Source organism: Lysinibacillus sp. FSL M8-0134, assembly GCF_038069745.1.
Lineage (GTDB): Bacteria > Bacillota > Bacilli > Bacillales_A > Planococcaceae > Lysinibacillus > Lysinibacillus irui.
Window position 1 is genome coordinate 2,760,762 of sequence record NZ_JBBPAJ010000001.1, and the last position, 13,612, is coordinate 2,774,373.

General features: G+C 37.5%; 13 protein-coding genes. 1 reads left to right on the forward strand and 12 read right to left on the reverse strand.

Annotation, left to right across the window (positions count from 1 at the left end; genetic code table 11):
* Nucleotides 1-96: 96 nt before the first annotated feature.
* The 4 genes from MKY49_RS14120 to MKY49_RS14135 all read right to left on the reverse strand — a co-directional run bounded on the left by MKY49_RS14120 (nucleotide 97) and on the right by MKY49_RS14135 (nucleotide 4,888).
* Nucleotides 97-1,080, reverse strand: coding sequence for an alpha-ketoacid dehydrogenase subunit beta (locus tag MKY49_RS14120; RefSeq protein ID WP_274793609.1), 984 nt, complete (start codon nucleotides 1,078-1,080; stop codon nucleotides 97-99).
* On the reverse strand, nucleotides 1,080-2,096 hold the full coding sequence (locus MKY49_RS14125) for a thiamine pyrophosphate-dependent dehydrogenase E1 component subunit alpha (RefSeq protein ID WP_274793610.1): 1,017 nt from the start codon (nucleotides 2,094-2,096) through the stop codon (nucleotides 1,080-1,082). The genes MKY49_RS14120 and MKY49_RS14125 overlap by 1 nt, the downstream gene beginning before the upstream one ends.
* An 86-nt stretch (nucleotides 2,097-2,182) precedes the next feature.
* Nucleotides 2,183-3,610 carry a dihydrolipoyl dehydrogenase gene (gene lpdA / locus MKY49_RS14130; RefSeq protein ID WP_341386536.1) on the reverse strand — a complete coding sequence of 476 codons (1,428 nt, stop codon included), beginning with the start codon at nucleotides 3,608-3,610 and terminating at the stop codon, nucleotides 2,183-2,185.
* 183 nt (nucleotides 3,611-3,793) lie between these two features.
* Nucleotides 3,794-4,888 (reverse strand): Leu/Phe/Val dehydrogenase, encoded by a 1,095-nt coding sequence (locus MKY49_RS14135; protein WP_274793612.1) that lies wholly within the window; start codon nucleotides 4,886-4,888, stop codon nucleotides 3,794-3,796.
* A 385-nt stretch (nucleotides 4,889-5,273) separates the two neighbouring features.
* Here MKY49_RS14135 and MKY49_RS14140 point away from each other — a divergent pair, with 385 nt between their 5' ends.
* Nucleotides 5,274-5,510 carry a DUF2627 domain-containing protein gene (locus MKY49_RS14140; protein ID WP_004231186.1) on the forward strand — a complete coding sequence of 79 codons (237 nt, stop codon included), beginning with the start codon at nucleotides 5,274-5,276 and terminating at the stop codon, nucleotides 5,508-5,510.
* Nucleotides 5,511-5,557: 47 nt separating this feature from the next.
* Here the strand turns inward: MKY49_RS14140 and MKY49_RS14145 are convergent, their stop codons facing one another.
* From MKY49_RS14145 to ahrC, 8 genes are all read right to left on the reverse strand, one after another.
* On the reverse strand, nucleotides 5,558-6,283 hold the full coding sequence (locus tag MKY49_RS14145; protein ID WP_274793613.1) for a glycerophosphodiester phosphodiesterase: 726 nt from the start codon (nucleotides 6,281-6,283) through the stop codon (nucleotides 5,558-5,560).
* Complete coding sequence (locus tag MKY49_RS14150; protein WP_274793614.1) at nucleotides 6,276-7,847, reverse strand: DUF342 domain-containing protein; 1,572 nt, start codon at nucleotides 7,845-7,847, stop codon at nucleotides 6,276-6,278. The genes MKY49_RS14145 and MKY49_RS14150 overlap by 8 nt, the downstream gene beginning before the upstream one ends.
* Nucleotides 7,848-8,155: 308 nt before the next feature.
* Nucleotides 8,156-8,347 (reverse strand): hypothetical protein, encoded by a 192-nt coding sequence (locus MKY49_RS14155; protein ID WP_274793615.1) that lies wholly within the window; start codon nucleotides 8,345-8,347, stop codon nucleotides 8,156-8,158.
* A 233-nt stretch (nucleotides 8,348-8,580) separates the two neighbouring features.
* On the reverse strand, nucleotides 8,581-8,895 hold the full coding sequence (locus MKY49_RS14160; RefSeq protein WP_274793616.1) for a hypothetical protein: 315 nt from the start codon (nucleotides 8,893-8,895) through the stop codon (nucleotides 8,581-8,583).
* A gap of 290 nt (nucleotides 8,896-9,185) precedes the next feature.
* A complete protein-coding gene (spo0A, locus tag MKY49_RS14165) occupies nucleotides 9,186-9,977 on the reverse strand; it encodes a sporulation transcription factor Spo0A (protein ID WP_274793617.1) in 792 nt (263 codons plus the stop codon).
* Nucleotides 9,978-10,352: 375 nt separating this feature from the next.
* Entirely contained in the window at nucleotides 10,353-11,300 is a 948-nt protein-coding gene (locus MKY49_RS14170; protein ID WP_274793618.1) for a SpoIVB peptidase S55 domain-containing protein, read from the reverse strand.
* 121 nt (nucleotides 11,301-11,421) lie between these two features.
* Nucleotides 11,422-13,113, reverse strand: a complete 1,692-nt coding sequence (recN, locus tag MKY49_RS14175) for a DNA repair protein RecN (RefSeq protein ID WP_322611517.1) — start codon at nucleotides 13,111-13,113, stop codon at nucleotides 11,422-11,424.
* 33 nt (nucleotides 13,114-13,146) lie between these two features.
* Nucleotides 13,147-13,596 carry a transcriptional regulator AhrC/ArgR gene (gene ahrC / locus MKY49_RS14180; protein WP_004231170.1) on the reverse strand — a complete coding sequence of 150 codons (450 nt, stop codon included), beginning with the start codon at nucleotides 13,594-13,596 and terminating at the stop codon, nucleotides 13,147-13,149.
* Nucleotides 13,597-13,612 lie beyond the last annotated feature (16 nt).

The window sequence follows — 13,612 nt, forward strand, 5'->3', positions numbered from 1 at the left end:
TAGGCAACAAGACAGATTTTGACTATTTTATGATCAAGTCAAAATCTGTACTTCCGTCTAAGGCTTTCATTTTTTTAAACAGCCTTGTGTGATTTATTAAAATGCCGCAAGTTCTCGCATTGCACGTTCAACTTTTTCAGGATTAATCATAAAATATTTCTCCATTGTTGGTGCATATGGCATAGCTGGCACATCAGGTCCTGCTAGACGTTGAATTGGTGCATCAAGCTCAAATAAACAATGTTCTGCAATAATTGCTGCAACTTCACTCATGATACTGCCTTCTTTATTATCCTCTGTAACAAGTAAAACTTTTCCTGTTTTACTTGCTGCTTCAATAATCGCCTCTTTATCAAGTGGATAAACAGTACGTAGATCAAGAATATGAGCAGAAATACCATCAGCAGCAAGACGTTCCGCTGCTTGTAGAGCAAAATGTACAGCTAAACCATAGGTAATAACTGTTACATCATCCCCTTCACGTTTCACATCTGCCTTACCAATAGGTAATGTGTAATCGTCTAATGGTACTTCACCTTTAATTAAACGGTACGCACGTTTATGTTCGAAAAATAATACCGGATCCTCATCACGAATAGCTGCTTTCAGCAGGCCCTTTGCATCATAGGGTGTTGATGGAATGACAATTTTCAAACCAGGTGTACCAGCAAAAAGTGCTTCTACAGATTGTGAATGATAAAGCGCCCCATGAATGCCACCGCCAAATGGTGCACGGATGACCATTGGACATGACCAGTCATTATTAGAACGGTAACGAATTTTAGCTGCCTCCGAGACGATTTGGTTAACAGCTGGCATAATGAAATCGGCAAATTGCATTTCAGCGATTGGACGCATGCCATACATCGCAGCCCCGATACCTACCCCAGCTATAGCACTTTCTGCAAGAGGTGTATCAAGGACGCGGTATTCACCAAACTGATCATACAGACCCGTAGTTGCTTTAAATACACCGCCCTTACGACCAACATCCTCCCCTAAAATGAAAACACGTTCATCACGTTCCATCTCTTCCTTCATTGCCAATGTAATCGCATCAATATAAGACATTACTGCCATTACACGTCACCTCCGTCCACTGGTGCATAAACATATTTAAGTGCATGCTCTGGTTGTGCATATGGAGCCGCTTCTGCATAATCTGTTGCTTCATTAACTTCAGCCATAACACGCTCTTCAATTTCAGTTCGTATTGCTTCTGTCATAACGCCAGCATCCATTAAATACTTTTCGAATAATAGAATCGGATCTTTAGCCTTACCTTCAGCAATATCTTCAGCCGTACGATATTGACGGTCATCATCATCTGATGAATGGGCTGTTAAACGATATGTTACCGTTTCAATTAAGCTTGGCCCTTCCCCATTACGTGCGCGGTCTGCGGCTTCTTTCACCACTTTATACACTTGTAACGGATTTTTCCCATCAACTGTCACTCCAGGCATTCCGTAGCCAATTCCACGATCAGATACTTTGGCACAGCCTAATTGACGTTCTACGGGTACAGAAATAGCATATTGATTGTTTTCTACCATAATAATAACTGGTAGCTTATGAACACCTGCAAAGTTTGCTCCTTCATGGAAGTCCCCTTGATTGGATGAGCCTTCACCAAGCGTAACGAAAGAAACAAAATCTTCTTTTTGTAGACGTCCAGCCAGTGCAACACCAACTGCATGTGGAACTTGCGTTGTAACAGGAGATGACCCTGTTAAAATACGATTTTTCTTTTGACCAAAGTGACCTGGCATTTGACGACCACCAGAGTTTGGATCTTCTGCTTTTGCAAAAGCAGACAACATCAATTCTTTTGGTGTCATTCCAAAATGTAATACAACACCCATATCACGATAATAAGGTGCGATATAATCCTTGTTTTTATCAAGTGCAAAGGCTGCTCCTACTTGTGCGGCCTCCTGCCCTTGACAGGAAATAACAAACGGAATTTTACCAGAACGGTTTAATAACCACATACGCTCATCTAATCTTCTGGCCATTAACATTGTTTCGAACATAGCAAGTACATCTTCATTTGACAAACCTAATTCTTCATGTTTGATTTGAACATCTTGCATACGAACACCCCTTTCGTATTATAGAGAAATAACTATCTTATCCTATATCCCCACTTTTGGATAGTTTAGCTAAGAAATTCAGAAAATTAAAAATGGATAGCACGATCATCTACTGCCAAAGCAGATTCCACTAAAACCTCATTTAAGGATGGATGTGGATGAATAGCCTGACTAATTTCCCAAGGTGTGGCATCCAATAATTTCGCTAACGATGCTTCCCCAATTAAATCTGTTACATGCGGTCCTACCATATGAATACCTAAAATATCATCTGTTTCTTTATCAGCGATTATTTTGACAAAGCCCTCAGTCTCTCCATTTACAAGAGCCTTACCAATCGCCTTAAACGGAAACTTACCGATTTTTAAAGAAAGGCCACTCTCTTTTGCAGCACCTTCTGTTAAACCAATGCTTGCAACCTCTGGATAAGAATAAACGCATTTCGGTACATTGAGAGCATCCAATGTCTTTGTTTTACCTGTCGCTATGTGCTCAATGGCTGATAGACCTTCATGAGAGGCAACATGTGCTAATTGTAAGCCACCAATGACATCTCCAATGGCATACATATGGGATTCCTTTGTTTGATAAGAATCATTCACTTTAATAAAGCCGTTTTCAACTTCGATTTCCGTATTTTCTAACCCGATACCTTGCGTATTCGCTTCACGTCCTACACAAAGTAATAATTTATCCGCCTCAAATATTTCTTCCTGATCATTCACTTTCGCCGAAATGAAAACGTTATCATTTTCAATTTTGAATGTAGTAGTATCTAATCGAGCATTCGTAACGATCCGAACACCTCGTTTTTCAAGTTGCTTCGTCACTTCTTTCACAACGTCTGCATCTTCTGCAGGTAAAATAGATGGACCATATTCTACAACCGTTACATATACACCAAAATCACAAAGCATAGATGCCCACTCAATGCCAATTACTCCGCCACCGACGATTAATAATGATTTTGGCAAGCTTGCTAACTCTAAGGCATGATCTGAATTTAGTACGTATTGCCCATCAACTGTTAAACCGGCCATCCCTCGAGGCTTCGAGCCAGTTGCGATCACAACATTTGTAGGAACAAGCATTTCATTCTCATCACCATTGGACATTTCAACAGAAATTGTGCCTGGCATTGGTGAGAAAATAGATGGTCCTAAAATTCGCCCTGTACCGTGATAAACATCTATTTTGCCTTTTTTCATCAGTGTATTCACACCTTGGCTTAATTGCTCTACGATTGCTTGTTTTCTAGCTTGAACTTTGTCAAATTGAAGTGTCACGCCTGCAATATCGACACCATATTCACTAGCCGTTTTATTGGCCATTCGATATACTTCTGCACTTCGAAGTAAGGCTTTACTCGGAATACAGCCTTTATGCAAGCAGGTACCACCTAAACGCTCACGTTCAACAATTGCTGTTTTCAAACCTAGCTGCGCAGCTCGGATGGCTGCAACATATCCGCCGGTACCGCCACCTAGAATGACAACATCATAATTTTGAGCCATGTTTATTCCCCCTTTTGAGAAAAGTGCTAAAGTCTTTATTTACTTAACAATCACTTTGCCAATTTTTTAACGTCCGTTTTTGCTACAGAAAAACTTTAGCTTCACTTTATTCATGGTCTTTTTTCTTGTTGAAAATTAGAAGAAGTCGACAATGCGACTTCTATAATGTTTTTACTGTGTCTATTAGCGACCGTGTAAAATATTTTTTTCATTTTTTAAGAATTGGCTACGAGATTTTGCTACGCGAGCAATGCGTTCCTCTGCTAAGCGATTCGCTGCCACATATGTTGGAATGCCATCTCGTTTTGAAATCGCAAAGATTTTTTCAATACTATCATAAATTCCATCCACGCGTTTCATTGCACGTTCACGATTATAACCATATAATTCATCTGCAACGTTAATAACGCCACCAGCATTGATAACATAGTCTGGCGCATAAACAATACCTAATTCATGTAGATAGTCACCATGACGTGAATCTTTTAATTGGTTATTAGCAGAACCAGCAATTACTTTGGCTTTTAATTGTGGAATTGTTTCATCATTTAAAATGGCACCTAAAGCACAAGGTGAGAAAATATCAACTTCCTGTGCATATATTTCGTCTGGTGCTACAGCCATCGCATCAAAGTCATTGACAACTCGGTCAATTGCAGCTTGATTGATATCTGTTACAACAAGTTTTGCCCCTTCATTATGTAAATACTCGCAAAGCTTGTAGGCTACATTTCCTAGACCTTGTACAGAAATTTTTAATCCTTCTAATGAATCGGAACCGAATGCTTCTTTTGCAGCCGCTTTCATACCACGGTAAACCCCATAAGCTGTTACAGGTGATGGATTACCTGAAGAACCGAATGCAGGAGAAATTCCTGTTACATAATTTGTTTCCTCATGGATTAAATCCATATCTGAAACAGTTGTACCTACATCTTCAGCAGTAATATAACGTCCATTTAATCCTTGGATGAAACGACCTAACGCACGGAACATTTCTTCGTTTTTATCTTTAAATGGGTCTCCAATAATAACCGTTTTTCCACCGCCAAGGTTTAAACCAGCTGCAGCATTTTTGTAAGTCATTCCTCGTGCTAAACGCAACGCATCTTCAATAGCATTTTCTTCCGATGCATATGTCCACATTCGTGCTCCACCTAGTGCTGGTCCTAGTGTTGTATCATGGATAGCGATAACCGCTTTTAACCCTGATGCTTCATCTTGGCAAAATACCAATTGTTCATAATCATACTTTTCCATATACTTGAAGATTTCCATGAAACTCGCCCCTTTGCTTTGGAAAGTGCATCCCCAAATGCCCATCCCATCATGTTTTGTCTAACAATCTATTCCTCTTAGCGTTATCTCTTAACTAGCTCTGAACCCCTCTTATTCAGTAGGTGTTTAGACCCCAATGCTTGAAGAAAAAATTGTTTAGTAATGGATAATATTGTTCCACTTATTTTTACAATACTGACAAATTCACAATTTCGCAACTATTATTACATATTCTTATTTAAGTAAGAATTTTCTAAACATTCAGTTACAAATGCTACTTTCTGTCCCTCCTCGTTTTTATGCGAAAATATTATATTCGTTTCTACCTTCCTTGACATTCCACCATCCACAGGTACAATTAATCATAGGAATAAGGAGGGGTAGTATGGCCCGTTTAGCTGCATTTATTGTAATGCTTATTCCAGGTCTTATGGCTGCAGGTGGCATTAAATTTATGCGTGATACATTATTTGGTAAGCTTATTTCGCCATTCCCATTTTTATGGCTACAATTTGTAGTTGGTGTTATATTCTTCGTGATAGGCTTTGGTTTTTTCGCAGGATTTTTACTACATCGCGACAGAAAAAATGGAAAAGTAGCACCACGCTTCCAAAAGAAATAAAAATAGCTATCCAAATAAGTCACACTCGACTTACTGGATAGCTATTTTTATACACGTTCTTGTACTGCGATGACTTTATCAGGATAATCCGTAATCCATCCAATGACAGCATGATGTGGATTCGTTAAAAATAGTTCACTGCCATCAATCGCATAAAAACGACAGGCTTTTTCATTTATAACACAAGCCTCCAAGTATCTTGGTTTATAGTACCTTTTATGCATATGCACAGTATCAGCTGCTTTATAATCAGCTAGAAGATCCCATTTGATTTTTTTTGTGGCTATAAGGGCCGTTTCAAATTCCGGTCTATGTTTTTTAACAATCTCTAAAAGCTCATAGTGAAAGGATGAAAAATGACTCCCCTCTGGCAGAACTAACCCCTGTAGGAAATTAATCAGCCCTCTCTTATTGTCTAAGATGGTTGATTTTAATTCAATATTCAATGGCATCTGATGCATATTTGCCCACACTAAAACTGCCTCAAATGCCGGCATTTTATACGATGAAAATAGACGTCTCCAAGGCTTGCCAAGTTTAAAATGTAGAAGCTCCTCCATCGTACAATCGCTCACCAGTTTATTGCTGCCCACAAGTCTTGATAGCTGTGGATCGTGATACACTACGGGTAATCCCTCTTTAGAAAATTGAATGTCTAATTCAATGCCATCAGCCCCTAGCTCCATCGCCTTTTCAAAAGCTTGAAGAGTATTCTCTAGTGCATAAGCAGAAGCACCTCGATGTGCAAATACAGGAATACAAGAATTAGACATTGAGCTCACCAAATTCTAGCAGGAATTTACCATTCGTCATTTTGCTTAATAACGATGACTTTCTGCCAATTTGAATATAAGTACCTGGATGTGCTTCTTTTGTCACTACAATCTCTTCTTTCCCTACATGGCGCATTTCATCCATTAATAGCTTAATTTCACGATCTAACTCCACTGCTTCAGCTTTTAATTTGGTTAAGGCTTGTTTTGTCTCTTCAAATGAAGCAGTTTGTTCTTTAGACATCTGATTGAGAAATGGCAATAGACTTTTCATTTTGTTCTCATGTGCTAAAATTTCTGCTTGCAACTGTTTTAACTGGGCTGCTTTTTCTTGCATGACTGAATTATTTTCTTGCTTATTGATGCTTTCAATGATTAAATCCGTTCGGCGTTCTAGACGGTTTCCAGAAATGGCTGTGACGATCGTATTTTTTGCTACTGCTCGCCCACCAATGATTTTACCTTTTCGTTCATCAACATAAATAGAATGGGCAGAAAGCTGTGATCCTAGCGCATAAAAACCAATATGAATACTATCACCTGCAAATAAATTCGCTTCATTCACATGCTTAACAAATATATTGCCACCCGCTTCCACTACTGTTGAACCAAGTCCAAAAATCCCTCCCCGAATATAAACATCCCCCTCTATGGATTTAATCAATTTGGCACCGCTTACACCTTCGGCACCATCGATTGAAATATCACCAGTTGCAATAACCGTATAACCATTTGTTACTGTTCCTTTAATACTGAGAGAACCATTAAATTCTAGGTTGCCTGTTTCCACGCCAACATCACCGTTTATAGGAAGGTGTCTGTTTACACCAATCATTCCTTTGACATCATCTAAAACACCCGCAATTTTAGAGCGAATGACGATTTTCCCGTCCTCTTCCACTTCATAGGCCGATTTTGTGTCGTATTTAATAGGAAAATCTCTCCCAGGTACAGCAGCGACTACTTCACCAAGCACGTTTTTTCCTGGTTTACCTAATGTAGCAGGAATCTTTTCACCAAGCCACGAGCCTTCTGAAATTTCTGAAATAAAATTCATATCATAGTAATCGGCTTTACCGTCTTCTCGAATGACCGGTTTTCTCTCCGGTTTAGGCAAATATGTAATTTGTGCATCCATCCCTGCTATAGGTTGTTCGCCTTGAGCAATTAAAAATGCTTTTCCTGATTCAGCCTTTGAAATATCAAAGTCTACTATTCCGTAAACAATTCCTTTTTCTTCAAGTGTTTCTCGTATTTGCTGTGTCAATTTTTCTTTATTATTTTGAATATACTCTTGTGTTTCATATATAAAAATAGAGGCTGACATTTTATCACGTGCGATCTCCGCTTCAACATTCGGAAGCCAGCGTCCAATTTCAACTGGGCTTGTGTTTGGGGTTGATAACACGTTTTTTAAAATTGAAAAATTAGATAATTTAAGTCGTGGATGACTACGTAGGATGCTATCAAATTCTTTTAATGGGAATCCGGCACTAAAAGTAAGCATAAATACCTTGCCATTTTCTTCAGAAATTTCAAAGTTGTCATTCCGAACTAGAATCAAGCTACCTCCTCCTTCCCTCTATATGTAAGTATATACAATCCCCTTACATTTGTTTAGAGACCATTGTCACTACCGAGAAAGAAAATAGTACTACTCAATTATTAAAAAATCCGCCAAAAATTTCATTCCAACAAATAAAATTAAACAATTTTAACTATTTAAATGTTTATTTATCTGCTTTTTTATTAAATTTTCCTTTTAATTCAAAGTAATTCCATTTAATTATTTTGGAGGAATAGTATGCTATGGAAAGATAGCAAGTGGGTTCATCTCTATTAATAGTAGTTTTATATAGGTATTTTGAACCTTTAGTTATTCAACAAGCTACCTATACCTCCTTCAATATGGAAAGTGCAGCCTAGTTGAGCTAATTGCTCATGAGTCATATAGTGCATACTAATTTTACCATCTAATGCTAAACGTACCTCAAATAGTTCCTCCCCAATTTGCGTTATTTCTATCGAATTCATTCCATCTAGTTGGAAATTTACACTTTTCATTTTCATCACCTGTTTTAGTATAACGAATACAATCGCAATGAGTAACTAATATGCCGACTTTTCTTTGATTGTTCCAGTTCTCGTTATTCAGTTAAGATATTTCTACAGCATTTTCTGTAAAACTATCGATTAAATTCCCTAATCAATGCTACCGAGTTTTGTAATGATGAATTGAACACCAGCGTATAAGTTTAGCTTATAAAAAATGGATAAGGGCTTACAGTCTCACACCATTATTTACCCCATGGCTGTTCACCATATCTTTTTAGCATCACGACTTCACCATCATTATTTAACCGATTGTAAACATATTTAACTTTGTATTCGTTGTATTTTTCTAATTCGATTTTATCGTAATACTTTTTCGGTAATATTAACTCACGCTCATCAATTAACAGGTAGTATTCTCCGTTCTTTTCAACAATATTTTGTTCATCAATTTTCACTGTTTTTTCAACTAGTGCATCATTAAATGTATAAAAACCTGCTGCAAATACTCCAACTAAAATAAATACTAAAAAAATAACGAATAACTTACTCCTACTCAAGTATCTCTTCCCCTTAAATTTGATATTTAATACTACTATTAATCAATTTATGTCATATTATCAAAATTAACCATATTAATCCTCTAAAAAGAGGTTTTTGCGAAAGAATGCTTTTTTGATTCACAACTTCATTGCACGAACCTTTCTAAAAAGGACAAATTCGTTAATAATGAACATAAAAAATACGCCCCTCAAACAGTCGACGTAAACTGTCTAAAAAGGCGTTATCATTTTCGTAATAAATTACATTCTCCGCTAAGCTACACGCTAAAAACACCAATATAGCACGCTTAGCTAGCCATCATATCAATACGGATTTTGTCTGCGATCATGGCAATGAACTCGCTATTGGTTGGCTTGGATTTTAGGTGGTGCACCGTATAGCCAAACATCGACGAAATCGATTCATAATTGCCACGATTCCATGCGACCTCGATGGCATGACGAATTGCACGTTCCACACGGGATGGCGTTGTATTGAATTTTTTCGCGATTTCTGGGTATAAAATTTTCGTGACAGATCCTAATAATTCTATATCTTCAAATACCATTTGAATGGCTTCACGTAAATAAGAATAACCTTTAATATGTGCAGGTACACCGATTTCTTTTATGATTGCAGTAATCGTACTGTCTAATTGATGCTGATTTAATTTTTGAGGTACTGTCGGTTGTAACACGCTTGTCTTTTTTGGTAGTGTCGCCTTTTGTCCAGCACAATGTAGAATCTTTTGTACCAATTGATCGAATTCAAATGGCTTCAGCATGAAATAGGAAGCCCCTAAATCTACCGCCTGTTTCATGACATCTTCCTGACCAAAAGCTGTTAGCATAATAACTTGGATAGATGACATTTTTTCGTTTTGATACATGGCTTCTAATACAGCTAAACCGTCAAGATGAGGCATTATTATATCTAGAAGTAAAATATCTGGTGTAAATTCCTCAAGCATTTGTAGACAAACTTTTCCATTTGAAGCTGTTGCAATAATTTCTATTTCGGCATGTCCTTGAAAATACTGCTCCATTGTTTTTAATAACTCACGATTATCATCAGCAATCGCTACTTTTACTTTTGTCATTTCAATTCCTCCTTCTGGACTTGCTTTGAACACCTCAAAGCGTTAACCTAACCCCTAAATGCCGTTTTTGGCACACTGTGGAATTTTCGACATTTTTGTTTTAAAAACCTTTTTCATTTTCAAAAATGAGTATGTAGTCCGATACTTTCTTTTTTTATCGACAAGTTACGATAAATAATTGCAACTAGTCGAATGCTCTTATTACTTATTTTAGATAAAATTAGTTGATAAAACTACAGTTTTTTTAAATATCATGACTCCTTCAGGGAATTATTAGAAATACATGTTGAATTCCTAGAAAAAAGGGTAAAATTCGCTTCTTTCCCTGGGCTTTTGTTGCCCCTGAAAATGAAGCGAATTCTTACCAGACATAATTCATGAAGATCTTCTTAACATTTCTGCTACAGTTAGTGCCGCCCCTTTTTTCGGCTCTTCAACAAACATATGCGTCACAGCACCGACAAAACGACCGTCTTGAATGATAGGACTGCCACTCATTCCCTGCAAAATACCACCTGTTTTTTCAATGAGCTTTTCGTCAGATACTATAAATTCAAGGCGTTCATTTTCAACCTTTGTAATTTCAATCGAAAAAGATTCCACCTTACTGCCTTCAATAGCCGTATAAATTTCGGCTTTCCCAGTTTTTATATCTTTTTCATGCATAATTTCAATGGCTTTGGGTAATCTTTGTTGATAACCGTCTTCCCAACGGCCAAAAATACCATAAATAGTATTTTTATCTATACTGCCGAGTCGTTCTTGATGCTTTTCAATGGAGGATATTTTATAGCCTGGTTGGCCCGGTGTACTTTTACGAATTTGTTGAATGGAAGCTAAAAAAATGGAGCCAGCTTTAAAAACAGGGGCTTCTTGTAGGGTTGAATCGACAATTTGATGACCTAGTGCTCCGTAATTTTTTGTCTCTGGATCAATATAAGTCAGTGTTCCTACTCCATCTGTTTCATCTTTTAAAAAGGAAATGACATGCTCTGCTTCTTGATTTTGTAATTCCAATGTAACTTGTTGGCCTTCACTATTGATCGTCCATTTTTGTTGGCCTTTTTTTGCCACAGCTTGTTTGGCATCAGCAAGAGATTTAACAGGGATATCATTTATTTTTTCAATGACAGCTCCTCCCTTCATCCACTGATTCGAAGCTAATAATACATCATGTGCGACAAATACATGTGATAATTGGAGCTGAATCCCAATTGCTTCACCCATTGGTATAAGCTTTTTGGCGGCTAAAGCTTGTACAGGCATCACTAACAAAAAGATGAGCATAGGCAAAATGACTAATTGACGCCAATGACGATTCATACGACACCTCCTTTTCATTTTTGTCTTTTTACTATGTGTTGTTGTGCCATTCTTATAAGCGGTAAATATTTGTGCAAAAAGAAAAAACCCAGAAACAGCGTGACTGTTTCTGGAATAAAGATTAACGCATTTGTTTTTTTCGTTCATCTGCCATTTTTAAAAGCTCTGTTGCATGCTGTAATGTTAAAGCTGTAATTTCTGTACCAGACATCATACGGCTAACTTCCTCAATTCGAGCATCTTGATCAATTTCCGATAACGAAGTGAACGTTCGATCATGCTCCACCTCTTTTTTGATAAAGTAATGATGATCAGCCATAGCCGCAACCTGTGGTAAATGAGAAATACATAATACTTGAGAATTAACGGAAATCGCTGCGATTTTTTCTGCAATGGCTTGCGCTACACGACCACTTACACCTGTATCGACCTCATCAAAAATAATGGAGGTGATACCATTTGAGGAAGAGAAAATCGTTTTCAATGCAAGCATCATTCGCGATAATTCACCGCCAGATGCAATTTTGGGTAACGATTTTGGTGGTTCTCCAACGTTTGTGGAGATGTAGAAAATGATTTGATCTTTTCCATTGGCATCGAAATATGGTAATTCATCGAAATTAACAATAAATTTTGCTTTTTCCATATGTAGTTCACGTAATTCTGCCATTATGGCTTCACTCAATTGATGGGCAGCAGTTTTACGTACCGCTGAAAGTTTTTCAGCAAGTTCATTAAGTACCGATTCCATCTCTAGCACTCGGCGTTCTTTGACCTGCAAAATTTCATCTCGATTCAATAATTCATTTAATTCTGTTTTAATTTTCTCATAATACGCTAAGATTTCTTCCACTGTCGAACCATATTTGCGTTTTAAATTTTGGAATAGTGCTAAACGCTGCTCAACCTCGTTTAAACGTGCTGGATCGAACTCTAAGTCATCTAACACATTTTTGACCTGATAGGCTGCATCTTGTAAGGCATAAAATGCAGATGTCACAGCTTCAGATGCTTCTTTGAATTGATCGTCAACCGTCGCGGCGTCTTCTAAAGCACCCATAGCATTACCAATCCAATCAAGTCCCTTCGAATCGCCTTGAATGGCATCATAGGCTGCACTAGAACGTTCAAAAATTTTATTAAAATTCATCAAACGACGGCGTTCATCTAAAAGGTCGTCTTCCTCACCCAACTTTAGATTGGCTTCCTCTAGCTCTTTTATTTGAAATTGGTACAAATCAATACGTTGAGCCATCAATTGTTCATCAATCGATATGGAAGCTAAATCTTTTTTTAGTAAACGATATTCTTCATATTGTTCACTATATGTTTTTTGTATAGGGGACAGTTCTTCCTCCGCAAACTGGTCGAGTAAATTAATATGCTGCTTTTCATCCATCAGCTCTTGATTTTCATGTTGACCATGAATATCAATAAGGCTAGCGCCAATGTCTCTAAGTACCGATAATGGCACAAGCTTTCCATTTACTCGGCAAATGCTTTTACCAGAATCATTTAAATCCCGTCGTAAAATAATGCTATCTTCTTCAATTTCTATGCCTGCTTCTTCTAATTTTTTCAGAACAGGATGAGCTAAACTTGAAATTTGAAATAAGCCACCTAATTCTGCTTTTCTTGCACCGTGGCGAATAAATTCAGTATTGCCTCGTCCACCCGCAAGTAAATGCACAGCATCAATGATAATGGATTTCCCAGCACCTGTTTCCCCTGTAAGTACTGTTAAACCTTCTGAAAAGCTTACTGTCAGATCCTCAATGATGGCAAAGTTTCGAATACTAAGCTCTCTTAACACAAATTGTCACCTCTGAATCAAATTCCCCATTTTTTAGAGCATGTCTAATAAGCGATTTTTTGTATTTTCACGCTCATTTTCATTACGACAAATAATTAAAATGGTATCATCCCCAGAAATTGTACCTAAAATTTCTGGCCAATCTAAATGGTCAAGTAAAGATGCAATCGCGTTTGCATTACCTGGAAGAGCTTTCATCACTAAAAAGTGAGATGCTCCATCAATGCTGACAAATGCATCTGCTAATGCACGATGTAATTTTTGGACTGGGTTGAAACGTTGATCTGCGGGTAAGCTATATTTATAGCGACCATCCTGTAACGGTACTTTCACTAAATGTAGCTCTTTAATATCTCGTGACACCGTTGCTTGGGTCACATTATAGCCTGCTTCTTTTAAAAAATCGACTAAATCATCTTGTGTTTCGATTTCATGATTGGCGATAATATCTCGAATTCGTATATGTCGTTGTCCTTTATTCAACGAGATCACCTCTTAT

Coding starts and splice junctions, on each gene's coding strand:
- spo0A (WP_274793617.1), bottom strand. CDS start 9,977: ATGACAAAAGTAAAAGTAGCGATTGCTGATGATAATCGTGAGTTATTA.
- MKY49_RS14120 (WP_274793609.1), bottom strand. CDS start 1,080: ATGGCAGTAATGTCTTATATTGATGCGATTACATTGGCAATGAAGGAA.
- MKY49_RS14125 (WP_274793610.1), bottom strand. CDS start 2,096: ATGCAAGATGTTCAAATCAAACATGAAGAATTAGGTTTGTCAAATGAA.
- MKY49_RS14140 (WP_004231186.1), top strand. CDS start 5,274: ATGGCCCGTTTAGCTGCATTTATTGTAATGCTTATTCCAGGTCTTATG.
- MKY49_RS14135 (WP_274793612.1), bottom strand. CDS start 4,888: ATGGAAATCTTCAAGTATATGGAAAAGTATGATTATGAACAATTGGTA.
- MKY49_RS14145 (WP_274793613.1), bottom strand. CDS start 6,283: ATGTCTAATTCTTGTATTCCTGTATTTGCACATCGAGGTGCTTCTGCT.
- MKY49_RS14170 (WP_274793618.1), bottom strand. CDS start 11,300: ATGAATCGTCATTGGCGTCAATTAGTCATTTTGCCTATGCTCATCTTT.
- MKY49_RS14155 (WP_274793615.1), bottom strand. CDS start 8,347: ATGAAAAGTGTAAATTTCCAACTAGATGGAATGAATTCGATAGAAATA.
- lpdA (WP_341386536.1), bottom strand. CDS start 3,610: ATGGCTCAAAATTATGATGTTGTCATTCTAGGTGGCGGTACCGGCGGA.